This window comes from Rathayibacter tritici, from assembly GCF_002932875.1.
GTDB lineage: Bacteria > Actinomycetota > Actinomycetes > Actinomycetales > Microbacteriaceae > Rathayibacter > Rathayibacter tritici.
Map to the genome: position 1 here is coordinate 34,028 of NZ_PSWS01000051.1, position 22,921 is coordinate 56,948.

Below are 22,921 nucleotides of genomic sequence, written 5' to 3' on the forward strand. Positions count from 1 at the left end.
GTGTTCTCCGCAAGGCGGAGGAGGAAGCGATACCGGCGGTATCGCGCCCGACGACAACGCCGTGGGGTGTTTGGTCTGATCGTGGTCCGCGGTGTTCTCCGCAAGGCGGAGGAGGAAGCGATACCGGCGGTATCGCGCCCGACGACAACGCCGCGGAGAGCGCCGCGGACCGCGATCAGTGGCCCGACCAGGTTTCGACGTTGGCGACGCGAACCTCAATCTCCCGCCCGTTGGGTGCCGTGAAGCGCGTCGTATCGCCGACGTTCAGGCCCATGATCGCCGAGCCCAGGGGGCTCTGCGGGCTGTAGACGTCGAGGTCGCTCTCGCCCGCCATCTCGCGATTGCCCAGGAGGAAGCGGGATTCGTCGCCGGCGATGACGGCGGTGATGATCGTGCCGGCCTCGACCACTCCGTGGCTCTCGGGCGGCGTGCCGATCTCGGCTTCGCGCAGGAGCGAGGTCAGCTGGCGGATGCGGGCCTCGATCTTGCCCTGCTCGTCCTTCGCGGCGTGGTAGCCGCCGTTCTCCTTCAGGTCACCCTCCTCGCGGGCCACCTCGATGCGCTTGGCGATCTCCTCGCGTCCGGCGGTGGACAGCTCGGTGAGCTCCGCCTCGAGGCGGTCGTACGACTCCTGGGTCATCCAGGTCACCTGTGACTGGTCCGTCATGGTGGGCTCCTGCTCTGAGGGCCGCGCTCGCGGCGTCCGGCAGTGCCGTGCGGAGTGTCCGCGTCCGGCGGTCGGGACGGCCGGCGTCAGGCGGCGGTGGAAATGGCGACGCCCCGACGAGTCCGTCAGGGCTTCGGTCAAGCCTACGGGAGCCAGCAGGAGGAGATCAAACCTGTGTTCGCCAGCTCGGTGGTGCGGACGGTTTCGGTGTGCGAGCGGAAGCGCTCGGTGGAGGCGGGGTACTCCACTACCAGCCAGCCGACGACTGCGGACTGCTCGTTGAGGGCCTGGACGGCGCAGGCGACCTCACGCTCGACCGGGGCGGTGAGGTCGAAGGAGACGGTCACGGTGCGGTCGTCGACGACCTCGTGCGCAGTGTCCTGCACGTCCACCTGGCCGCGGGCGCCGTCGAGTCCGGCCCAGATCACCCAGGCTGCGAAGACGGCGACGAAGGCGAGCGCAACTCCGCCGAAGAGCCAGCGGTTGCCGAGGCGGGTGCGGCTCGTGCGGCCGTAGCGCGTGGCGAGGGGGCCGGCGGCGCGGAGCGAGTCCGGGTCGAGGGTGGACGCGCCGGGGCGGTCGACGCTCTCGGACGTGCGGGCGGCCACGGAACTCCCTCGATGATGCGTCTACTCTGGACAGGCGGCGCGCATCCACTCAGGGCAGTATCCCCCAGGGCAGAAGCGCCGGACTCTATTCAACCCCGAGGAATCGAGCGATCGTGTCCCAGGCCGTCGAGGTCTCCGTCGATTCGGAGGTGCGGGTCGTTCCGCGCCTCCTCGCCGTGCACGCCCATCCGGATGACGAGTCGAGCAAGGGTGCTGCGACTCTGGCGGCCTACGCCGAGCGAGGCGCTGAGGTCATGGTCGTCTCCTGCACCGGGGGTGAGGCCGGCTCGGTGCTGAATGAGGGCCTGGAGGCTCGCGCGCACGCCGAGCGCGACATCGGCGGCCTCCGCCGAGAAGAGATGGTCCTCGCCCGCGAGGCGCTGGGCGTGGAGCACACCTGGCTCGGATTCGTGGACTCCGGGATGCCGGAGGACGGGAAGGTCGATGGTGCCTCGTTCGCGGGTCTGCCGCTGGCGACCGCCGCTGCTCCGCTCGTGCGCCTGGTCCGGCGATTCCGCCCGCACGTGATCATCAGCTACGACGAGAACGGCGGCTACCCGCACCCCGACCACATCCGCGCGCACCAGGTCGCCGTTGAGGCGTACCGCGCGGCGGGCCTCGCCGAGGAGTACCGCGGGACGGGCGCTCCCTGGTCGGTCTCGAAGCTGTACTACGACCGCGTCTTCAGTGCTCAGAAGCTGCGGGCGATCGCCGAGCATCTGCGCTCGATCGACCCGGACGATTCGCGTGTGTCTGTTCTGGATGAGATGAAGGGCTGGTTCGAGAACACCCCCTTCCTCGCGACCACGCGCGTCGTGATCTCCGGCTTCCACGACCGGCGCGACGCCGCCCTGCGCGCCCACGCCAGCCAGGTCGCTCCGGATAACGCTTTCTTCTTCCTCCCGCACGCGGTGATCGACGCCGCCTGGCCCACCGACGACTTCCAGCTCATCGACAGCCGCGTCGACGCTCCGACTCCCGAGACCGACCTCTTCGCCGGCCTCGACCTGGCTGAGCTCGCCCCCGGCCCGAGCGCGGTCGTCCCGCCGATCCTTCCCGAGCCCGCGACGTCGGGCGCGGCCCCCATTTCCCCGGTGCCCGACGGATCCGGAGTCGCGATCGCCGACGAGGTGCGCGCGTGATCGCCGCGCTGCTCGAGGGCGCCCAGCGTGTCGTCGTCCTCGCCGCCACCTCGAGCCCCGTGCCGACCCCGGGCCCTGACTTCAACGAGGACACGGTCACCCCCGGCCTCTTCGGCTTCGTCACGATGCTCGTGATCGCCCTCGCCGCGGTCCTGCTCGCGCTCGACATGGCGCGCCGTGTGCGCCGCACCACCTACACCGCGCAGGTCAAGGAGCGGCTTGACGCCGAGGAGGCGGAGCGCAGGGACGGCTGAGCCCGTTCAGACGTTGTAGGCCGGATGCAGCGTGACGATCAACGCCGCCGTCCAGTGGCAGAGGAACGCCACGGCCGTGAGCGCGTGGAAGATCTCGTGGAAGCCGAAGACGCCCGGCACAGGGTTGGGTTTCTTGATGCCGTAGATCACGGCGCCCGCGGAGTAGCAGAGCCCGCCGACGAGGACGAGCACCATCATCGGCGCGCTGGCGTGGAAGAGCGGCCCCAGATACATCACCGCCGCCCAGCCCAGCAGCAGGTACAGCGGCACATACAGCCAGCGCGGCGCGCCGATCCAGAAGACGCGGAAGCCGATCCCGAGCAGCGCGCCCGCCCAGACCAGGACCAGCAGCAGCGTGCCCTGCGCGGGCGGCAGGGCGAGTACGGCGAGCGGCGTGTACGTGCCGGCAATCAGCAGGAAGATGTTCGCGTGGTCGATCCGCTTCAGGATCATCTTTGTCCGCGGCGTCCAGTCGAAGCGGTGGTACAGGGCGGAAGTGCCGAAGAGCAGGAGTGACGTGGTCGCGAATACCGCGGCCGCCCACGTCGCGGCGGTCCCGTCCGCGAGCACGACCAGCACCACTGCGGCGACGGCCGCGAGCGGGAAGATCCCGGCATGGATCCAGCCCCGCCAGGTCGGGCGCACCTCGGCTGCGGGGCCCTGCTCGATCGCGTCCTCGACCAGGGGGAGCACGGACGGGTCCGCTGCGTCGGCGGCGTGTGCGGAGGGATCGGACGGGGGAGGCGTCGGCCGCGAGCTCATGGCGGACAGACTACGACGCGATGCCGGTGTGACACCGAGCGTCCACCGGCTTCGAGGACCGGTCCGGGTCGGCTACCGTGTCACTGTGCCGAAGCCGAGACTGCCTGTGGGAAGGGACCTTCTCTACGGCGTCTATAAGAAGCGTCTGCGGTCGAGTCTTCCCCCCGACTCCCTACCGAACCACGTCGCGATGATCATCGACGGCAATCGGCGGTGGGCGCGGCAGCGGGCCTTCGAGACGGCGGCGCACGGGCACCGGGCGGGCGCCGCGAAGGTGCACGAGTTCCTCCAGTGGTGCGATGAGCTCGGTGTGCGGCACGTCACCCTGTACCTGCTCTCGCAGGACAATCTCGTCGGCCGGGACAGCAGCGAACTGACCGAGCTGATCGCGATCATCGCCGACCTCGCCGAGGAGGTCTCGCAGCAGCCGGACTGGCGGGTGCAGCACGTCGGCTCCGACGAGGGTCTCCCCGCCTCGCTCGTCACGGCCCTCGACACAGCCGAAGCGCGCACCGCCTCCCACACCGGCCTGCACGTGAATCTCGCGGTCGGCTACGGCGGTCGGCACGAGATCGCGCAGGCCGTGCGCAGCATCCTGGAGGAGCACGGCAAGCGCGGCTCCTCGATCGAGGACGTCGCGGGTCTGCTGACGCCGGAGCTGATCGGCGAGCATCTGTACACCAGCGGACAGCCCGATCCCGACCTGGTCATCCGCACTTCCGGGGAGCAGCGCCTCTCGGACTTCATGCTCTGGCAGAGTGCGCACAGCGAGTTCTACTTCATGGAGGCGTTGGGCCCGGACATCCGCGAGGTCGATTTCCTTCGCGCGCTCCGCGACTACGCCGGGCGCCACCGTCGCTTCGGCAGCTGACCTCGCGGCTCCTCCCGCAGTACCGACCGGAAGGGCCGGCATGAGTTCGAACGAGGTCACCCACCTCACCACGACCGAGGACTACCTCGCCGGGTTCGGCGAGGAACCCGGCTACCTCGACTTCGGCCGCGTGGGCCCGCTCTCGGCGACCGTCGCCGCCGAGCAGGAGGCGGCGGTCGAGCTGCTGATGCGCGCGCGCAGTGGCACCCTCGACGGGCTGTTCGGGCAGGATGAGCGCGTCCGCACGGCTGCCGCGGCGCTCGTGCGCGTCCCCGCCGACCACGTCGTCTTCCAGCCCAACACCTCGACGGGCCTCCTGCATGCGCTGTTGGGCACATCCGGTGCGGTGCTGCTGTCCGCCGCGGAGTTCCCGAGCCTGCCTTTCGCGGCGGTGCGCGCGGCGGAGGCCCTCGGGTCGGTGGAGCCCCGGTGGCTGCGCACGGAGCAGGGCCGAGTGACACCGGAGGCGGTCCGGGAGCAGCTCACCGACGACGTGACAACCGTCGCGGTGAGCCTGGTCGACTCCCGCACCGGCTACCTCGCGGACGTCGCGGCGATCCGCGACGTGATCGGCGACCGGATGCTCGTCCTCGACGCCATCCAGGGTTTCGGCGTCGTCGACGCTCCCTACGAGCTGGCCGACGTCGTGGTCACCGGAGGCCAGAAGTGGCTCCGAGCAGGCTGGGGCACCGGATTTCTCGCGCTCAGCGAGCGGGCGCTCTCGCGGGTGGCGCCGGTGCTCTCCGGCTGGAGCGGATCGGAGCAGGCGGAGCCGTGGGACGAGGTAGCACCGCCACGCGAAGACGCCCAAGCGTTCAGCATCAGCAAGCCGGATCCGATCGCTCAGGCGCGGCTCGCGTCAGCGCTGGAGGAGGTCGCGGTGGTCGGACAATCGACGATCGCCGCGCTCGTGGCGGAGCGGGTCAGCGCGATCGTGGATCTGGCCGACGAGTTCGGACTGGCGGTCGTGGGTTCCCGCGGCGAGCACGAGCGCGCGGGCATGGTCGTCGTCGAGCCGGAGCCGGAGGAACTGGCGCCGCTGGCCGCCTCCCTCGCCGCGCACGGCGTCACTGCGCGCCTGCGGCCGGGCACGGTCCGCTTCAGCGCCCACGCGGGCACCACCGACGAGACGCTCGCGCTGCTCCGGGCCGCCCTGATCTCTGCGGCGACGAGCATCGTCTACGAGCTGCGGATTCCGCGCGTTCACGTGTTGGTTACATATTCGTAGCGGTGCGAAGCACACGGATGTCATTCGCCGGGTTAGGTTCGAGTCATCAGGTACAGCGCCTGGTCGGGACAGCCTCAGACGCGGCTCGACATCGCGCAGACGCCGAAGGGATACTGCGCGGTGCACGACAGACACCGAAGAGGCCGGCTCGAGGACATGAGCCGGGGGCTCCGGCCCCCGGAGTGTGGAGAGTCATCGTGACAGTTCCCCAGGGCATGGATCCGCAGACCGGCGCGCAGGGCGGCCTCCACCGCCACGCGCAGCACGGCTCCGCGGATCCGACCGATCAGCTCCAGCGCACCTACGTCCTGGACACCTCGGTCCTGCTGTCGGATCCCTCCTCGATGTTCCGGTTCGCGGAGCACGCCGTGGTGCTGCCGATCGTCGTCATCAGCGAGCTCGAGGGCAAGCGCAACGACCCCGAGATCGGCTACTTCGCGCGGCAGGCGCTGCGACACCTCGACGAGCTGCGCGTGCAGCACGAGCGACTCGACTTCCCGATCGCGGTCGGCCGTGGCGGCACACTCCGGGTCGAGCTGAACCACTCGAACATGTCGGTGCTGCCGAGCGGGCTGCAGATGGGCGATAACGATGCGCGGATCCTCGCCGTCGCGCTCAACCTGCAGGGCGAGGGCGCCACGGTCACCGTCGTGTCCAAGGACATGCCGATGCGCGTGAAGGCTGCGTCGATCGGCCTCGCCGCCGAGGAGTACCTCGCCGAGCAGGCCCCCGAGTCCGGCTGGACCGGCATGGACGACGTGACGCTCGGCGGCGATGCGATGAGCGAGCTGTACGACCGCGAGCGCCTGTTCACGGACGTCGTGGCCGACATTCCGGTCAATACCGGCCTCGTCGTCCACTCCGACCGCGGCTCCGCCCTCGCCCGGGTGACCGGGAAGCGGCAGATCACGCTGGTGCGCGGCGACAAGGACGTGTTCGGCCTGCACGGGCGCTCGGCGGAGCAGCGGCTCGCGATCGACCTGCTCCTGGATCAGGAGGTGGGCATCGTCTCGCTCGGCGGCCGCGCCGGCACCGGCAAGTCGGCGCTCGCGCTCTGCGCGGGGCTGGAGGCAGTGCTCGAGAAGCGCCAGCACAAGAAGATCATGGTCTTCCGGCCGCTCTATGCGGTGGGCGGCCAGGACCTCGGTTTTCTGCCCGGCGACGCTGCCGAGAAGATGAACCCCTGGGCGCAGGCGGTCTTCGACACGCTCGGCGCGCTGGTCTCACAGAATGTGCTCGACGAGGTGATCGAGCGGGGCATGCTCGAGGTGCTACCGCTCACTCACATCCGTGGACGCTCGCTGCACGACGCCTTCGTGATCGTGGATGAGGCGCAGTCGCTGGAGCGGAACGTTCTGCTCACGGTGCTCTCGCGCGTCGGCCAGAACTCCCGGGTGGTGTTGACGCACGACGTGGCGCAACGCGACAACCTCAGGGTCGGTCGGCACGACGGAGTCGCCTCCGTGATCGAGACGCTGAAGGGGCATCCGCTGTTCGCGCACGTCACGCTGACCCGCTCCGAGCGCTCGGCGATCGCGGCGCTGGTCACCGAGATGCTGGAGTCGCACGAGCTCGCCTGAGCGGACGTCCGGCTCGTCGGGGAGCGTCCGGCTCGCTGAATCCGCTGGTTTCTGCGAGCCGGATGCGGTTCCGCGAGCCGGAGGCGCGGGGGCGTAGCGTGGGGCGGGTGAGCATCCTCGACGACGCGCTCCTGGAGCGCTTCCGCGTCCGTGCGGCCGACTACGACGAGCGCAACGCGTTCTGCTCCGAGGATCTGGAGGAATTGCGCACGATCGGCTACCTCGCGCTGCTCGTTCCCGAGGACCTCGGCGGCGCGGGTCTGGGCCTCGAGCAGGCGGCCGATGAGCAGACCCGCCTCGCGACCGCGGCCCCGGCGACGGCGCTCGCCGTGAACATGCATTTGGTCTGGACCGGGATCGCACGCCTCCTGCTCGACCGTGGCGACGACTCCCTCCGCTCGGTGCTCATCGAGGCTGCGGCGGGTCACGTCTTCGCCTTCGGCAACAGTGAGGCGGGGAACGATCTGGTGCTCTCGGACTCGCTGACCCGTGCGGAGCCGGTCGGCGACGGCGGCTACCGCTTCACCGGCACGAAGGTCTTCACGTCCCTCGCGCCCGCGTGGACGCGGCTCGGCGTCTTCGGGCGCGACGACAGCGGCCCCCAGCCGCGCCTCGTGCACGGCTTCGTCGACCGGGAGACCCCGGAGACGCCCGTCGCCGGACTCGAGGTCCGCGACGACTGGGACACACTGGGCATGCGCGCGACACAGAGTCGCACGACAGTGCTCGACGGAGTGGTCGTCCCGGCCGAGCGGATGATCCGCTCGCTCCCCGTCGGACCGAGCGCCGACCCCTTCGTCTTCGCCGTCTTCGCGGCCTTCGAGCTGCTGATCTCCTCGGTCTACCTCGGCGTCGCGCAGCGGGCGCTGGACGTGGCCGTCGCCTCGGTGCACCGCCGGACCTCCCTCCGCTCGGGCGGGCGGCCGCTCGCCGAGGACCCCGACGTGCGCCGCCGGGTCGCCGTGGTCGGGATGCTGCTCGACGGAGTGGAAGCCCCACTGCGCTCGGCGGCGGCCGACGTGGACGCGCTTGTCGACCGGGGTGCGCGCTGGTTCCCCTCGCTCGTGGGCGTGAAGATCCGCACCACGGAGGCGGCGCTGCGCGTGGTCGAGAGCGCCGTGCAGATCGCGGGCGGCTCGGCCTACACGCGCGGGTCGGAGCTCGGCCGCCTCTACCGCGACGTGCTGGCGGGGCAGTTCCACCCCTCCGACGACTCCTCGGCGCACGGTGCCTGGGCGGCGCTGCTGCTCGGACCGCTGCCGCCGAGAGGCTGACTGCCCGGCGGCGGGCGCGATCGCCAACGTCCCGGTCGACGCCGTCCCCGGGGCTGCCCCCGGCCTGTGGAGAACGGTGACGGACGGAGGGCGATGCGCTCTACTCTCGGCGGATGATCCGCGGACTCCTGCTCGACCGCGCCGCCGTCCTGCTCGGCGCCGCCCTGCTGCTCGTCATCGCGGCACCGCGCCTCGGAGACGCGCCCGGCCTCGTCCCAGTGGCGCTCGTCAGTGTGCCGCTGGTGCTGGCGGATGTGCGCGGGAGGCGCCTCCCGAACGCGATCACGCTGCCGTTGCTGGCTGCGGGAGTCGCGTCGGCGCCGACGCCGGGGACACTGCTCGCCGTTCTCGCAACAGCGCTGGGCCTCGGGACGCTGCACGCGGCGGGAGGGTTGGGTCTCGGCGACGTGAAGCTCGGAGCGGCGCTCGCGCCTCCGCTCGCCGCCCTCGGACCCGACCGGGTCGCCACAGCACCGGCCCTCGCCTTCGTGCTGGCCGGACTGTGGGTGCTCGCGCTGCGCGGCCGGGGACGGATCGCGTTCGGCCCGTTCCAGCTCGCGGCGTTCTGGTTGATGCTGTGACGGCCCGCCCCGCTGCACGCGCAGGGACGGGCCGTCAGGGGGCCGGGCTCAGCCGGGGTGCGTCATCGACATGACGTCGAGGGCGCTGTCGAGCTGCTCCTGTGTCACCTCGCCGCGCTCGACGAAGCCGAGGTCGACGACCGACTCGCGGACCGTGATGCCCTTGGCGACCGAGTTCTTCGCGACCTTGGCGGCGGCCTCGTAGCCGATCACCTTGTTCAGCGGAGTGACGATCGAGGGCGAGGACTCGGCGAGGGCCCGCGCGTGCTCGACGTCGGCCTCGAGGCCATCGACGGTCTTGTCGGCGAGCAGGACGGCCGAGTTCGAGAGCAGTCGGATCGACTCCAGCAGCGCCGTGCCCATCACCGGGATCGCGACGTTGAGTTCGAAGGCACCCGAGGCGCCGGCCCACGCGATGGTGGCGTCGTTGCCGATCACGCGAGCGCAGACCATGAGGACCGCCTCCGGGATCACCGGATTCACTTTGCCGGGCATGATCGAGGAGCCGGGCTGCAGATCGGGGATCCGCAGCTCGCCGAGCCCGGTGTTCGGCCCTGAGCCCATCCAGCGCAGATCGTTGTTGATCTTCGTCAGGCTCACCGCGAGCACGCGCAGTGCGCCGGAGGCCTCGACCAGCGAGTCGCGCGCGCCCTGGGCCTCGAAGTGGTTGCGGGCCTCGGTGACGGGCAGGCCCGTCTCCTCCGCGAGGCGCGCGATGACCTTCTGCGGGAATCCGGCAGGGGTGTTGATGCCGGTGCCGACCGCGGTGCCGCCGAGCGGAACCTCGGCGACGCGGGGGAGAGCGGACTGCACACGCTCGATGCCGAGGCAGATCTGCGCGGCATAGCCGCCGAACTCCTGGCCGAGCGTCACCGGAGTGGCGTCCATCAGGTGTGTGCGACCGGCCTTGACGACCTCGGCCCACTGCTCCGCTTTGACCTCGAGCGACTCGGCGAGCTGCTCGAGCGAGGGAATCAGCGACTCGATCAGCGCGCCGGTGACGGCGACGTGCACGGAGGTGGGAAAGACGTCGTTGGAGGATTGCGACGCGTTGACGTGGTCGTTGGGATGCACGGTGCGGCCAAGAGCCGTGGTCGCGAGCGAGCCGAGCACCTCGTTCATGTTCATGTTCGAGGAGGTGCCCGAGCCGGTCTGGTAGACGTCGATCGGGAAGTGCGCCTCGTAGCCGCCCCCGACGACCAGGTCGGCCGCGTCCGCGATGGCGGTTGCGACGTCGGAGTCGAGGACGCCCAGCTCCGCGTTCGCGAGCGCCGCGGCCTTCTTGATGCGGGCGAGGGCCGCGATCTGCGCCGGCTCGAGTCCCGCACCCGAGATCGGGAAGTTCTCGACCGCCCGCTGGGTCTGCGCGGCGTAGAGGGCGTCGCGCGGGACCCGCACCTCGCCCATCGTGTCGTGCTCGATCCGGAAGTCGCCGGAGTCGTCGGTCGGGGAGTGATCCACCACGCTGTGTTCGTCCTTATCTGATCGGTTGCTGCTGTGCTGTCCGGAGCCGCTCACGCGGGATCCGATCCCACCGCGCTCGGAGCGGCGGAGGGGGTCGAGCCGGAGTCGCGCTCCAGCTCAGAGACGTAGGGGCTGAGCTCGGGCGGCTCGATCCCGAGCACGACGTCGGACATGACGGTGCCGTCCGAGAGTCGGTAGTTGGCGCCGACCAGGGCGAGCTGCCCGGTAGCGACCGCGTCCGCAATCAGCGGGGAGCGTTGGAGCAGCTCGGCGACGGTGTCGCGCAGGTGCTCGCGGCCGACGGCCAGCGCGTCGGTCGCCGACGGGTCGACGAGCACGCGGCCGTCCGGCTGCGCGCCCACGTGGCGGCGCACGGCGGGGATGATCGGCTCGATCAAGTGCTCGATGTGCGGAGGAAGCCGCTCGGCTCCGGGCGCCTGCGACTGGATCGCCGCGCGGACCGCTCCGCACTCGTCGTGCCCGAGCACGAGCAGCACCTTCACGCCGAGGACGGCTACCCCGTACTCGAGCGAGCCGATGATGGAGTCGGCGATCACCTGGCCGGCGTTGCGGACGACGAAGAGGTCGCCGAGCCCTAGGTCGAAGATAATCTCGGCCGCGAGGCGGGAGTCGCTGCAGCCGAAGAGCGCGGCGAGCGGGGCCTGAGCGGCGGCGAGCTCGGCGCGGCGCTCGACGTCTTGGCGGGGGTGACGTGGTTCGCCCGCGACGAAGCGCTGGTTGCCGCGGAGCATCTCCTTCCAGACCCACGCCGGCGGTCGCGACTCGCGGGGGACGGTGCTGCTGGTGCCGAGGCTCATCGGGACTCCTCCTGGCCGATCTGCGGGCTGATGGCGTCGACGACCCGGCGGACCTCGTCCGTCGGGGCCGTGCCGTAGACGAGGTAGGTGCTGGAGCCCTCCGTCGTCTCGAGTGCGTACGGCGTGTTGCCGGTGTCACCACCGGACTCGCGATGGTCGTAGACCGTCCACTCGCGGCCGTCGATCGTCTCAACCCCCGTCGCCGCGCGGCGGTCCAGCTGCGTCGCGACCCAGGCCGCGTCCGCGTCGAGCCCCTGACTCAGGCCGATGTAGCCGGCCTTCGGGGTGATCAGGCCGATGTACCAGTAGTCGGTGCCGTTCTCGCGGCGCAGCTCGGCCGCGTTGGCCTTCCAGCCCTCGGGCAGGGCGGGCACGGCGAGCGTCTGCTGCTCGCCGAGCTGGACCTGCGCGGCGACGCGTGACACATCGACCGAGGAGAACTCCACGGTGTCGCCCCGGGGGACGAGCAACACGATCAGTGCCACGGCGCCGACGGTGGCGAGCAGCGAGAAGACCAGATTGTTCACCGTCTTGCGCTGGCGGTAGAGGCGGGAGTTCTCTGCTCTGCGAGCGGCTGTCTCTGCGGGGGTCTCCGGACGTCCGAGCTCGGCGACGACCCGTGCGGGTTTGCTGCGGCTCATCCGGCGCTCGCCCCTCCCGAGCGGGCCGCGTCCAACCGGGCGCGTGCTCCCACCAGCCACTCCTCGCAGCGGGCGGCGAGCGACTCGCCGCGCTCCCACAGGGCGAGCGAGCGCTCGAGCGTCGAGCTGCCCTGCTCGAGTTCGGAGACGACGCGAACGAGTTCGTCGCGCGCTTGCTCGTACGAGAATCCCGAGACGTCGGAGTCGGTCGCCAGGGCGTCGGGGGAGTCGGACATGGGGGTGATCCTATCGATCGGGGCTGAGGGGGGAGGTGGGGTGCGGCGTGCTCAGGAGCGGCCTGCTGGATCGCCGGCCGGGCCCTCGGAGCGGGCGCCGATGGCTCCCTCCGCGAGCGTGAGCACGAGCGCGCCGCCGGGGGGCGCGTCCTCGGGAGCGCGGACGACGTGACCGGTCGCGTTCTGGACGATCGCGTAGCCGCGGTCGAGGGTGTGCTGGGGGGAGAGGGCACGCAGGTGACCGTGGAGGCGCTCGACCTCGAGGTGCGCACGTTCGAGGCGGCGCTCAACCAGCTCGGCGCCGCGCGCAACCCATCGGGTCAGCTCCTCGGAGTGGCGATCCACCAGGACCCGTGGCTGCGCGAGGACAGGGCGCGAGCGCAGCTGCGACAGCCGGTCGATCTCGTGCGAGACCAGTCCGCTCACGCGCCCGGTCATCCGTAGTCGGGCCTGCTGCACCCGCAGCAGCTCGTCGGAGACGTCCGGCACGACCCGCTTGGCCGCGTCGGTGGGCGTGGAGGCGCGCAGATCGGCGACGTCGTCGAGGAGTGGGCGGTCGGCCTCGTGGCCGATGGCGCTGACGACCGCAGTGGAGCAGGCGGCGACCGCGCGCACGAGGGCCTCGTCGCTGAAGCCGAGGAGGTTCTGGAAGTCACCGCCGCCGCGCGCGATCACGATCACGTCGATGCTCTCGTCGGCGTCGAGGGTTCTCAGCGCCGCGAGCACCTCGGGCACCGTCCGATCGCCCTGCACGGCGGAGTGGACGACCCGGAAGCGCACGGCGGGCCAGCGCAGCTGCGCGTTCCGCAGCACGTCCTTCTCGGCGTCCGAGTCCTTCCCGGTGATCAGGCCGATTCCGTGCGGGAGGAACGGCAGGGGCTTCTTCCGCGTCGCATCGAAGAGCCCCTCCGACGCGAGCTGCCGACGCAACCGCTCGAGCGTCTCGAGCAGATCGCCGAGGCCGACGTGGCGCATCTCGAACACCTGCATCGAGAGCGTGCCGCCCTTGACCCAGTAGTTGGGCTTCACGAGTGCGACGACGCGGTCGCCCTGCTTGAGGTCGGACGGGAGTCGGCTCCGCACCGACGACCAGACCGTGAAGCCGATCGTCGCGTCACCGGAGAGATCCTTCAGCTTGCCGTAGACGTTGCCGCCCGAGACTCCCCACTGGGTGATCTCGCCCTCGACCCAGGCGGTGCCGAGCCGCTCGATCCAGCCCTTGATCTTGCTGGCGAGCAGGCCGATCTGCCAGGGGGCGTCGGCGGTGGGTGGGGCGTCGGTCATCGCTGCCTCTGCTCGGAGGGACGGGGGAGCGGAAGTGCCCTCCCGCGCCGACCACGGTACGGGATGCCTCCGACACGGCGACCCCCCGGGCACGGGATACAGCACGTAGGATCAGGGGGTGAGTCACGTCCCGATCAGCCTGCCCATGCCGCGCATGCCCCGCGCCACCGGGCGTCTGCGCGACGTCCCCGTCGACGGGGCAAAGCGCGTTCTCCTCGCCGCCCCCCGCGGATACTGCGCCGGCGTCGACCGCGCAGTCGTCGCCGTCGAGAAGGCGATCGAGCACTACGGTGCCCCCGTGTACGTCCGCAAGCAGATCGTGCACAACCTGCACGTCGTCTCGACGCTCGAGAGCCAGGGCGCGATCTTCGTGGACGAGGTCGACGAAGTGCCGGAGGGCTCGCACATCGTCTTCAGTGCGCACGGAGTCTCGCCGGCGGTCGTGCAGGGCGCGGCCGATCGCAACCTCCAGGCCATCGACGCGACCTGCCCGCTCGTGACCAAGGTGCACCGCGAGGCCGTCCGGTTCGCGCGCGACGATGTCGAGATCCTCCTGATCGGTCACGAAGGCCATGAGGAGGTCGAGGGCACCGCAGGTGAGGCTCCCGATCACGTCACCCTCGTGGGCAGCCCCGACGACGTGCCCAACATTGTGGTGAAGGATCCGAATAAGGTCGTCTGGCTCTCGCAGACCACGCTGTCGGTCGACGAGACGATGGAGACGGTGCGTCGCCTCCGCGAGCGCTTCCCCAACCTCCAGGATCCGCCGAGCGACGACATCTGCTACGCCACCCAGAACCGCCAGGTCGCGATCAAGAAGGTCGCCGCGGGCGCCGAGCTGGTCATCGTCGTCGGCTCCGCCAACTCCTCCAACTCGGTGCGTCTGGTCGAGGTCGCCCTCGAGTACGGCGCGAAGGCGGCCTACCGGGTCGACTACGCGAGCGAGATCAAGCAGGAGTGGCTCGAGGGCATCCGCACCGTCGGCGTCACCAGCGGCGCCTCAGTGCCCGAGTTGCTGGTCCAGGAGGTCCTCGACGACCTGGCCGCCGCCGGCTACGGCGAGGTCGAAGAGGTCAAGACCGCTGAAGAGGACCTGATGTTCTCGCTCCCCAAGGAGCTGCGCAAGGACGTCGCCGGCAAGCGCGATGCCCGTGGAGTCGGCGGCCGGATCAGCGCGGGAGCCGGCGCCTAACGCGCCGCATCCCGCAGCGTCCCAAGACCCGTCTCGAACGCCTCCTCGAAGCGTGCGAGGTCGCCCGGGCGTGCGCCGTTCGACCGAGCAGCGTCCTGCCAGCCGGAGAGAGCTCCCACCACTGCGAGCAGTTCTGCCCGCACTTCATCGGGAGCGAGTCGGCACTGTTCCGCGAGGACGACCAGACCCTCCGCCTGATCCGCTCCGTTGTCCGCTCCTGCAATCGACGTCTGCCTCGCCCGCGTCAAGGAGCAGCTTCACCGACTCGAATCCGTCTTCGTCGCCGGTGACGGCTTCGGCGGCGCACAGCAGCGCGGGCAGTTGGAGGAGTCGCGGTACGCCGTCGTCCGGGTTCAGGAAAGCGGCCGGGTGAGAACCACGGAATCGGAGGGCGCCCTGCCTCGTCGTGTCGGCGACTCCCGTCAGGAAGTCGACGTCGTCGAGAGCGCGGTACGTCCGCGATGGAACTGCGCTCGGCCTGCGAGCACAGTGGCGCCGTCGATCTCGACATGGACGTCGAGGGAGTCGTGTGCGGTCATCGGACGCGCTTTCGCAGGAGGAGGTCAGCGCGCGCGCGTCCCAGATCGGTCTTCAGGGGATCGAGTGCAGTGGTGAGGGTGTCACGAACACCGAGAGCACGGGCGACGCGGAGGAGGACATGGAAGGCGACGGTCGGGTCGCCGTGTTCCACCTTCCGGAGAGTCACTCGGGTCACACCCGCGCGGTCCGCGACCTGTTCCGCGGTCAGCCCGAGGATCTTCCGCCATCCGGCGAGGTTGGCGCCGATCTCGACCGCTGAGGCGCGTACTGCGGCGGGAAGGTCTGCGGTCATGGTTGCGCTCCTGTCCAGGTCAGTACAGTGTCCGCTAAACCTCTAGAGGGTCTGTTTGCTTTCCTTTAAGTGGTCGCCGCTCACTGGGGAGGCCCTCCACCTGAGTGGCGTCGACGGCCACCACGACAGTGATGACCTGCCCTTCAGACTGTGCAGCGGGACCTCGTCACAAGGACGCGACGATGATCGGCGCCGGAGTCCGCGAGCGGTCGCCTCGGGGGTTCAGGCGCCAGTCGTGGCGCCGCTTTGCCCGGAGGACATGCGGGTGACGTAGTCGGCGAACGTCGGATCGCCCAGGATGGCGATCGCGGCGATGATCAGCGAGAGCAGCACGGTCGCTGCGATCCCGAGGATCGGCACGAGCACTGCCTGCTTGCCCGCCCGCAGGCGACGGATCGAGATCCACACCGCGAAGGCGACGATCAGCGACTGGGCGAGCGCCACGACGACGCCGAGGATGCGCGCGAGCTCGGGCGACGCGTACGTGCCGATGCCCTGGGTGCGATAGAGCTCCTGCAGCGTCGTGGCGAAGCTGGACGGGTCGAGCAGCGTCGGTACGGCGAAGAACACGCCGAGTGCGAGCAGCACGACGGTGAGCAGGCGGTCGACGGGGTGCGCGACGGCCTTCGCGGACGGAGAGGTAGCGGGGCGCGGATCGGTCTCGGAGCCGCGCGGATCGGGGACGAGAACTGCGTCCTCGGGCGGCTGCCACGACCAGCCGGGCGGCGCGTACTCGCCGTACTGCGGCTCCGGACGTCCGGCGCCCGGCTGATCGTGTGCATTCGTCACGGAGCGGTGCCCTACTTCCCGGAGTTCCCGGCCGAACCGAGCTGGCGGGTGGCCTCGGCGACGCGTGCGGCCATCGCGGTCTCGGCGATCTTGCCCCAGGAACGCGGGTCGTAGACCTTCTTGTTGCCGACCTCTCCGTCCACCTTGAGGAACCCGTCGTAGTTCTTCAGTACGGTGTCCGCGATCGAGCGGCTGAACGCGTACTGGGTGTCGGTGTCGATGTTCATCTTCACGACGCCGTTGCGGACCGCCTCGGCGATCTCCTCGTCGGTCGAGCCCGATCCGCCGTGGAAGACGAGGTCGAGCGGGAGCGCGTCGGTGCCGTATTTCTGCTGCAGGCCGTCCTGGATCTCGCGGAGCAGCTCCGGGCGCAGGCGCACGTTGCCGGGCTTGTAGACGCCGTGGACGTTTCCGAAGGTGAGGGCGGCCATGTAACGGCCCTGCTCGCCGAAGCCGAGCGCCTCGACGGTTGCGATCGCGTCGTCGAGGGTGGTGTAGAGGTGCTCGTTGACGTCGTGCGAGACGCCGTCCTCCTCGCCGCCGACGACGCCGATCTCGACCTCGAGGATCGCGTTGATGTTCTTGACGCGGGGGAGGATCTCCTTCGCGATCGCGAGGTTCTCGTCGAGCGGGACCGCGGAGCCGTCCCACATGTGCGACTGGAACAGCGGCTCGCGACCGGCCTTGACCTCCTCCTCCGAGGCGGCGATCAGCGGGTAGACGAAGCCCTCGAGCGCGTTCTGCGGGCAGTGGTCGGTATGCAACGCGACGGTGACCGGGTAATTCTTGGCGACCTCGGTTGCGAACTTCGCGAAGGCGATTGCGCCGGCCGCACGGTTTTTGACGGTGTGACCGGCGAAGTAGTCCGCGCCTCCGGTGGTGACCTGGATGATGCCGTCCGAGCCCGACTCCGTCAGGCCCTGGAGGACCGCGTTGATGGTCTGCGACGACGAGACGTTGAACGCCGGGTAGGCGAAGCCGCCCGACTTCGCCTTGTCGAGCATCTCTGCGTACTGGTCCGGGGTAGCGACGGGCATGGCATCTCCTTTGACGGATGAACGAAGGGGGTCGGGCGAGGCCCGCGTCGCGGACGAGTCTACCGAGGCGCCCCTGCGCACTCCCTCCTGCGGCGGGAAGGCCCTGGACTAGGCTTCCCGTGGGATGGGGATCCGCTCCGCGGGTCCTGCGACGACGTGCACGAACTCGACGACGAAGGACTCCGCTCAGTGACTGATCACGACCTGACTGACAACGACTCGCTCTACCTCCACCCCGACCGCAACCTCGGCATGGAGCTCGTCCGTGCTACGGAGGCCGCCGCGATCCGCGCCGTACCGTTCATCGGCAAGGGTGATAAGAATGCCGCCGACGGTGCTGCCGTCGATGCGATGCGCACCTTCCTCGGGACAGTGAACTTCGACGGCGTCGTCGTGATCGGCGAGGGCGAGAAGGACAACGCGCCCATGCTCTTCAACGGCGAGCATGTCGGCAACGGCTCGGGGCCCGCCGCCGATATTGCGGTCGACCCGATCGACGGCACCTCGCTGACCGCCGCCGGGCGGCAGAATGCGCTGTCGATGATCGCGGTGGCCGACCGAGGCGCGATGTTCGACCCCTCCGCCGTGTTCTACATGGAGAAGATCGTCACCGGTCCCGAGGGCGTCGGGATCATCGACATCCAGCGACCGATCGGCGAGAACATCCGTGCGCTCGCCCGCGCCAAGCGCAAACCTGTGGAGGAGATGCGGATCGCGGTGCTGGACCGTCCCCGGCACGCTCAGCTCATCGAGGACATCCGCGCTGCCGGAGCCGGAACCCGGCTGCTGCTCGACGGCGACGTCGCGGGCGGCATCAATGCGGCGCGCCACGACTCGCGTCTGGACATGTGCGTCGGTACCGGAGGCACCCCAGAGGGCATCATCACGGCGTGCGCCATCCGCGCCCTGGGCGGGGTCATTCAGGGGATCCTGCGCCCGAAGGACGACGACGAGCGCCAGCGCGCTCTCGACGCCGGCCACGACCTCGACCGCGTGCTGCACGCGAACGACCTGGTCCGCAGCGACAACACCTACTTCGTCGCAACCGGTGTGACGAACGGCGGGCTCGTGAAGGGCGTGCGCAAGGAGGGTCACGTCATCACGACGGAGTCGATCGTCCTGCGTTCGCGTTCGGGCACCATCCGCCGCGTCACTGCTCAGCACCTCGCGGAGAAGTGGGTCTGAGCCCCGCCGCTCGGGCGGCCCGGCCTCCCTCTGCACTCCGTTCCCCGTCCGTCTTGTCCGCGAGCAGCTCGACCGCGGTCAGGCGGCGCGGGGAGGAGGTGACTCCCGCGACCGGGGCGATGACCCTGGACTCGTCGAGGGAGTCGAACTGGCGCGCGGTGACGAGCACGCGACTCTCCAGCGAGCCGGCGAAGGCGTTATAGGAGTCGACCGTCTTCTCGAGGGAGCGGCGCAGGCCCTCGGCGTGGTCGGCGAGTGTGCCGAGGCGCGCATAGAGGGTCTTGCCGAGGTCGAGCAGGCGTTGTGCGTCGTCGGTGAGCACATCCTGCTGCCAGGTGTAGGCGACGGTCTTGAGCACGGACCAGAGGGTGACCGGCGAGGCGAGCGCGACGCGCTTGCGGAACGCGTACTCGAGCAGGCTCGGGTCGGCATCGAGCGCGCTGGCGAGCAGTGGCTCGCTGGGTACGAATGCGATGACGAACTCGGGACTCGCCGGGAGCCCCGTCCAGTAGGAGCGGGCGGCAAGCGCGTCCACGTGGCCGCGAAGCGCGCGGACGTGGGCGCGCAGGAGTGCCGCCCGCCGCGCCTCCTCCTCACCGACGGCCCCGGCCGGGATCGCGCTGGCCTCGAGGTATGCGTCGAACGGGACCTTGGCGTCGACCGCGATCGCCTTGCCACCGGGGAGGCGCACCACCATGTCGGCCCGGCCGCGACCCGCTTCTCCTTCGAGCCCGAACTGCACGTCGAAGTCGACCCGCTGTGTGAGCCCCGCGGCCTCGACGACGTTGCGGAGTTGAGTCTCACCCCACGCGCCGCGGCTGGTGGTGGAGCGCAACGCGGTGGCGAGGGTCTCGGTCGTCGAGCGAAGCTGCTCGCCCGCCGCCCGCTGGCCCTCCAGCTGCTCGGTGATCGCGCCGAACTGGGCGGCGCGCTCGCGCTCGAGCCGGCTCACCGCCTCCTGCATGCCGCGCAGGCTTTCGGCGACGGGGGAGAGGGTCTGCAGGATACGCGCGTCGTGCCGCTCGCGCTCGGCGACGACGCGCAGCTGCTCGTGGAGCTCACGGATCTGATCGCGCGCGGATCCGAGATGCTCACGGTGCTGCTCGACGACGGCCTCGTGGCGCTCCTCCAGCCCCTCGGCGCGGGCGCGAGCGGTCGCGAGGTCGAGGGCGAGAGCGGCGTCGGGTGTGCGGGAGCGGGCGAGAAGGGCGGCGACGACTCCCGCGAGGAGCGCGCCGACCACCAGACCGAGGGCGAAGGAGACATCCATGCCGCCGATGACATCATGGACCTCCGACATCCTCGGATCGCCGTGCTATGCCCGCCAAATGAGGGACACGGGGTCGCTCCACCGCCTCGTAGACTTCGCGATCATGGGGAATCATCGTCGATCACCGCGCCTGCTCACCGCCGCGCTCGCCCTCGCAGTCGGGCTCGGCACCGCCGTCGTCCCGCTCACCGCCGCTTCCGCCGCCGAGGACGCGCCGTCGAGCGTCTCAGTCGAGACTGGCTCCCTCGACCCGGCGCTCGACCGAGCCGACCACGGCGTCCCGGACCAGTCGACGCAGTACGACGCCGCGCAGACGAAGAGCTTCCGCGCCGGCTTCATCATCAGCGACGCACAGTTCTTCGATGGCGACGCACTGAGCGCCGGCCAGGTGCAGTCGCTCTTGAACGAGAAGGGCAGCCGGTGCACGACCGGCGCAGGCACGCCCTGCCTCAAGAACTTCTCGCAGGCGACCCCGTCGAAGGCGCCGGACGCCATGTGCAGCGCCTACCAGGGCTCGGGCAGCGAGTCGTCGGCTGCGATCTTCACGCGCGTCGGAGCGGCCTGCGGGATCAACCCGCTGGCGCTCGTCGTCCTTGTGCAGAAGGAGCGGAGCCTCGTCACTACGACGAGGCCCGGCCCCGCCGACTACGCCAAGGCGACCGGGTACAACTGCCCGGACACCGCGGCCTGCGACCCCGGCTCCGCCGGCTTCTTCACGCAGGTCTACAGCGCGGCCCGCCAGTTCAAGCGCTACGCGAACCCGCCCGGCTCGGGCTCGAACTTCACCGCCTTCGCTCCGGGTACGACGCCGAACATCCAGTACAACCCGAGCACCGCGTGCGGCTCCTCGCCGGTCACCATCCGCAACCAGGCCACGGCCGACCTCTACTACTACACGCCGTACCAGCCGAACACGTACGCGCTCACCAACTCCGGCGATGCGAACTGTGCGACCTACGGCAACATCAACTTCTGGTACCTGTTCAGCGACTGGAACCCGAACGGGACTCTGGCGAACGCCGGAATCGCGCCCGCCGGCCGCGTCGATGCGCCACGCATCTCCGGCAGCACCCTCAGCGTGTCCGGCTGGGTGGTCGACCCGACCACGCAGCAGGCCGCACTGAGGACCACGGTCACCGTCATCGCCCCGGATGGCAGCCGCACGATTCGCACGCAGACTGCGAACGGCGACCGCGGCGACATCCCGGGCGACTACCCGGCCGCCGGCCGCGCCCACGGCTTCGGAGCGACGACGCCGGCCTCGACGCCGGGTACCTACCAGGTGTGCGTCGCGGCCGACTCCGTCGACTGGAACCGGTGGGTCGGCTCGGGAGACTCCCGTAGCCCGGGCGCCAAGGACCTCGGCTGCTCGAGCGTGAGCACGTCCGCGGGGATTGACGTCACGCGCCTCGCCGGCACCGACCGTCAGGGCACCGCCGTCGAGATCTCGAAGGCGGTCTACGGCGCGAACGTTCCCGTCGTCTACGTCGCGACCGGCGCGAACTTCCCCGACGCGCTGAGCGCCGCCCCCGCCGCCGCCAAGCAGGGCGGACCGCTCCTCCTGGTCGACCGCGACTCGATGTCGCAGCCCGTCCGCGACGAGCTCGCGCGGCTCAAGCCCGCGAAGATCGTGGTCGTCGGCTCTTCCCTGAGCGTCGGCGACGGCCTGCTGAACCAGCTGCGGTCCTTCTCCCCCCAGGTTCAGCGCATCGGCGGCAAGGACCGCTACGACACGTCGAAGCAGATCATCCAGTACGCGTTCTCGGGAGGTTCGGCGCGGGCGTGGCTCGCCACCGGTGAGAAGTTCCCCGACGCGCTCGGTGCGAGCGCAGCGGCCGGTGCCGTCGACGCGCCCGTGATCCTGGTGAACGGCGGTCTCGGTAGCGCCGACTCGACCACGCGGGCCATCGTGTCGGGCCTCAAGGTCCAGAATCTGACCATCGCGGGCAGCGCGCTCTCGGTGAGCGACGGGATCAAGAACTCCCTGTCGGGGCCGACGATTACGCGGATCGGCGGCGTCGACCGCTACGACACCTCGGAGCAGTTGAACCGCGCCGCCTTCTCCAGCGCGAAGACGGTGTTCCTGGCGACGGGCGAGAACTTCCCCGATGCGCTCGCCGGAGCCACGGCGGCGGGCTACTCGAATAGCCCCTTGTTCGCCGTGCCGCCGACCTGCGTGCCCCGCGCGGTCCTTGCGGACATCGCGAAGTCCGGAGCGAAGCGGGTCGTCCTCCTGGGCGGTCCGACCACTCTCTCGGAGGAGGTCGCGCGGCTTACGCCCTGCGGCTGATCGCGCTCGCCCCGCCACTAGCGTGGAGCAATGCTCTCGACCGCACCGCCTCCGACCGGCGCCCGACGCCGGCGGGGCGGTGCGGTCGTCGTCGTTCCGGTGCTGGCCGCGCTCGTGCTCGGGGGCTCGGTCGATGACATCCTGACGGCCGATTCGCGGGGGCCGCAGACCGTGCGGTTGTGGACGCTCCTCCAGCCCGGGCCGGTGGCGGCCGACTTCGATCCGGGCGACCTCGTCTCGGACGAGGTTTTCTTCGACGGCGACGCCCTCGGCCCGCTCACGGTGCAGGCGTTCCTCAACGCCCGAGTCCCGGAGTGCGAGGGCTCTGAGATCCCGTGCCTGCGCGACTACGCGGAGGACACCGCGGCGATCGAGGGCGACGAGCAGTGCGCAGCTGTCCCCGCCGGACGCGACCGCCCCGCGGCCGAGATCATCAGCGCGGTCGCGGGCGCATGCACCGTGAATCCGGCCGTGCTCCTGGTGCTGCTGCAAAAGGAGCAGTCGCTCGTCACCGATCCGGAGCCGAGCGAGCGCCAGTTCCGCAGCGCCACAGGCTACGGCTGCCCCGACACCGCCGACTGCGACACGGACTCCTACGGCTTCGCGGCTCAAGTGTACGGAGCGGCGTGGCAGTTCCAGCGGTATCGGAACCCGGACAGCAGCTTCGATCGGTACCCGGTCGGCGCGACCAGCGACATCCGCTACTCCCCGGATGAGGCCTGCGGTGCGGCTGCGGTGACGGTCGTGAACGCGGCCACGGCGGGGCTCTACTCCTACACGCCGTATCAGCCGAACGCAGCGGCGCTCGAAAACCTGTACGGCGAGGGCGACGACTGCTCGGCCTACGGGAACCGCAACTTCTGGCGCATTTTCAGCACGTGGTTCGGGGATCCGCGCGGCTGACACGGCTCGCGCG

The 22,921-nt window shown here is 70.3% G+C and carries 24 protein-coding genes; 11 read left to right on the top strand and 13 right to left on the bottom strand.

Annotation, left to right across the window (positions count from 1 at the left end; translation table 11 throughout):
* Positions 1-175: 175 nt before the first annotated feature.
* Positions 176-667 carry a transcription elongation factor GreA gene (gene greA, locus C5D07_RS08385; protein WP_068254265.1) on the bottom strand — a complete coding sequence of 164 codons (492 nt, stop codon included), beginning with the start codon at positions 665-667 and terminating at the stop codon, positions 176-178.
* Positions 668-810: 143 nt separating this feature from the next.
* Complete coding sequence (locus C5D07_RS08390) at positions 811-1,275, bottom strand: DUF4307 domain-containing protein (RefSeq protein ID WP_084415939.1); 465 nt, start codon at positions 1,273-1,275, stop codon at positions 811-813.
* A gap of 113 nt (positions 1,276-1,388) precedes the next feature.
* Between C5D07_RS08390 and mca the strand changes: the two genes are divergently transcribed.
* Both mca and C5D07_RS08400 read left to right on the top strand, forming a co-directional pair.
* A complete protein-coding gene (gene mca / locus C5D07_RS08395; protein WP_068254264.1) occupies positions 1,389-2,417 on the top strand; it encodes a mycothiol conjugate amidase Mca in 1,029 nt (342 codons plus the stop codon).
* Positions 2,414-2,671 carry a hypothetical protein gene (locus C5D07_RS08400; protein ID WP_068254262.1) on the top strand — a complete coding sequence of 86 codons (258 nt, stop codon included), beginning with the start codon at positions 2,414-2,416 and terminating at the stop codon, positions 2,669-2,671. The genes mca and C5D07_RS08400 overlap by 4 nt, the downstream gene beginning before the upstream one ends.
* Positions 2,672-2,677: 6 nt before the next feature.
* Here the strand turns inward: C5D07_RS08400 and trhA are convergent, their stop codons facing one another.
* Positions 2,678-3,433: a PAQR family membrane homeostasis protein TrhA gene (trhA, locus tag C5D07_RS08405; RefSeq protein ID WP_084415938.1), complete on the bottom strand. Its 756-nt coding sequence runs from the start codon at positions 3,431-3,433 to the stop codon at positions 2,678-2,680.
* Positions 3,434-3,539: 106 nt separating this feature from the next.
* On the opposite strand from trhA, the gene C5D07_RS08410 reads away from it, so the two are divergent.
* The 5 genes from C5D07_RS08410 (at position 3,540) to C5D07_RS08430 (ending at position 8,967) form a co-directional block, all read left to right on the top strand.
* Positions 3,540-4,304 (top strand): isoprenyl transferase, encoded by a 765-nt coding sequence (locus C5D07_RS08410; protein ID WP_282956658.1) that lies wholly within the window; start codon positions 3,540-3,542, stop codon positions 4,302-4,304.
* 40 nt (positions 4,305-4,344) lie between these two features.
* On the top strand, positions 4,345-5,532 hold the full coding sequence (locus C5D07_RS08415; RefSeq protein WP_104259120.1) for an aminotransferase class V-fold PLP-dependent enzyme: 1,188 nt from the start codon (positions 4,345-4,347) through the stop codon (positions 5,530-5,532).
* Positions 5,533-5,747: 215 nt separating this feature from the next.
* A complete protein-coding gene (gene phoH2, locus C5D07_RS08420; protein ID WP_084415936.1) occupies positions 5,748-7,112 on the top strand; it encodes an RNA 5'-3' helicase PhoH2 in 1,365 nt (454 codons plus the stop codon).
* A 62-nt stretch (positions 7,113-7,174) separates the two neighbouring features.
* Positions 7,175-8,386: an acyl-CoA dehydrogenase family protein gene (locus C5D07_RS08425; RefSeq protein WP_104259121.1), complete on the top strand. Its 1,212-nt coding sequence runs from the start codon at positions 7,175-7,177 to the stop codon at positions 8,384-8,386.
* Positions 8,387-8,499: 113 nt separating this feature from the next.
* A complete protein-coding gene (locus C5D07_RS08430; RefSeq protein WP_104259122.1) occupies positions 8,500-8,967 on the top strand; it encodes a prepilin peptidase in 468 nt (155 codons plus the stop codon).
* Positions 8,968-9,015: 48 nt separating this feature from the next.
* On the opposite strand, the gene C5D07_RS08435 is transcribed toward C5D07_RS08430, so the two are convergent.
* The 5 genes from C5D07_RS08435 to xseA are packed head-to-tail and all read right to left on the bottom strand — an operon-like array spanning position 9,016 to position 13,410.
* Positions 9,016-10,431, bottom strand: a complete 1,416-nt coding sequence (locus C5D07_RS08435; protein WP_104259123.1) for a class II fumarate hydratase — start codon at positions 10,429-10,431, stop codon at positions 9,016-9,018.
* 50 nt (positions 10,432-10,481) lie between these two features.
* The gene (locus tag C5D07_RS08440; protein ID WP_211286366.1) at positions 10,482-11,249 is read right to left on the bottom strand and encodes a carbonic anhydrase; all 768 of its coding nucleotides are present in this window, start codon (positions 11,247-11,249) and stop codon (positions 10,482-10,484) included.
* A complete protein-coding gene (locus C5D07_RS08445; RefSeq protein ID WP_068254242.1) occupies positions 11,246-11,890 on the bottom strand; it encodes a DUF4245 domain-containing protein in 645 nt (214 codons plus the stop codon). The genes C5D07_RS08440 and C5D07_RS08445 overlap by 4 nt, the downstream gene beginning before the upstream one ends.
* Positions 11,887-12,126 (bottom strand): exodeoxyribonuclease VII small subunit, encoded by a 240-nt coding sequence (locus C5D07_RS08450; RefSeq protein WP_068254239.1) that lies wholly within the window; start codon positions 12,124-12,126, stop codon positions 11,887-11,889. Before C5D07_RS08450 ends, C5D07_RS08445 begins: the two co-directional genes overlap by 4 nt.
* Positions 12,127-12,177: 51 nt before the next feature.
* Positions 12,178-13,410, bottom strand: a complete 1,233-nt coding sequence (xseA, locus tag C5D07_RS08455) for an exodeoxyribonuclease VII large subunit (RefSeq protein WP_104259124.1) — start codon at positions 13,408-13,410, stop codon at positions 12,178-12,180.
* Between the two features lie 145 nt (positions 13,411-13,555).
* Here xseA and C5D07_RS08460 point away from each other — a divergent pair, with 145 nt between their 5' ends.
* The gene (locus C5D07_RS08460) at positions 13,556-14,602 is read left to right on the top strand and encodes a 4-hydroxy-3-methylbut-2-enyl diphosphate reductase (RefSeq protein ID WP_068257411.1); all 1,047 of its coding nucleotides are present in this window, start codon (positions 13,556-13,558) and stop codon (positions 14,600-14,602) included.
* Here C5D07_RS08460 and C5D07_RS08465 read toward each other — a convergent pair.
* From C5D07_RS08465 to fbaA, 4 genes are all read right to left on the bottom strand, one after another.
* Positions 14,599-14,850, bottom strand: a complete 252-nt coding sequence (locus tag C5D07_RS08465) for a hypothetical protein (protein ID WP_068254236.1) — start codon at positions 14,848-14,850, stop codon at positions 14,599-14,601. The genes C5D07_RS08460 and C5D07_RS08465 overlap by 4 nt on opposite strands.
* Before the next feature lie 287 nt (positions 14,851-15,137).
* A complete protein-coding gene (locus tag C5D07_RS08470; protein ID WP_068254235.1) occupies positions 15,138-15,434 on the bottom strand; it encodes a helix-turn-helix domain-containing protein in 297 nt (98 codons plus the stop codon).
* A gap of 222 nt (positions 15,435-15,656) precedes the next feature.
* A complete protein-coding gene (locus C5D07_RS08475) occupies positions 15,657-16,223 on the bottom strand; it encodes a DUF6264 family protein (protein ID WP_104259125.1) in 567 nt (188 codons plus the stop codon).
* A gap of 11 nt (positions 16,224-16,234) precedes the next feature.
* Positions 16,235-17,260, bottom strand: coding sequence for a class II fructose-bisphosphate aldolase (gene fbaA / locus C5D07_RS08480; RefSeq protein ID WP_104259126.1), 1,026 nt, complete (start codon positions 17,258-17,260; stop codon positions 16,235-16,237).
* A gap of 252 nt (positions 17,261-17,512) precedes the next feature.
* Between fbaA and glpX the strand changes: the two genes are divergently transcribed.
* Positions 17,513-18,445 carry a class II fructose-bisphosphatase gene (gene glpX, locus C5D07_RS08485; RefSeq protein WP_068257409.1) on the top strand — a complete coding sequence of 311 codons (933 nt, stop codon included), beginning with the start codon at positions 17,513-17,515 and terminating at the stop codon, positions 18,443-18,445.
* Here glpX and C5D07_RS08490 read toward each other — a convergent pair.
* Positions 18,411-19,745: a DNA recombination protein RmuC gene (locus tag C5D07_RS08490; protein WP_104259138.1), complete on the bottom strand. Its 1,335-nt coding sequence runs from the start codon at positions 19,743-19,745 to the stop codon at positions 18,411-18,413. The genes glpX and C5D07_RS08490 overlap by 35 nt on opposite strands.
* 73 nt (positions 19,746-19,818) lie before the next feature.
* Here C5D07_RS08490 and C5D07_RS08495 point away from each other — a divergent pair, with 73 nt between their 5' ends.
* Together C5D07_RS08495 and C5D07_RS15755 are read left to right on the top strand one after the other, a co-directional pair.
* Complete coding sequence (locus tag C5D07_RS08495; RefSeq protein WP_170063528.1) at positions 19,819-22,005, top strand: cell wall-binding repeat-containing protein; 2,187 nt, start codon at positions 19,819-19,821, stop codon at positions 22,003-22,005.
* Positions 22,006-22,035: 30 nt separating this feature from the next.
* Complete coding sequence (locus tag C5D07_RS15755; protein WP_170063529.1) at positions 22,036-22,908, top strand: hemagglutinin; 873 nt, start codon at positions 22,036-22,038, stop codon at positions 22,906-22,908.
* The last annotated feature ends 13 nt before the right edge of the window (positions 22,909-22,921 follow it).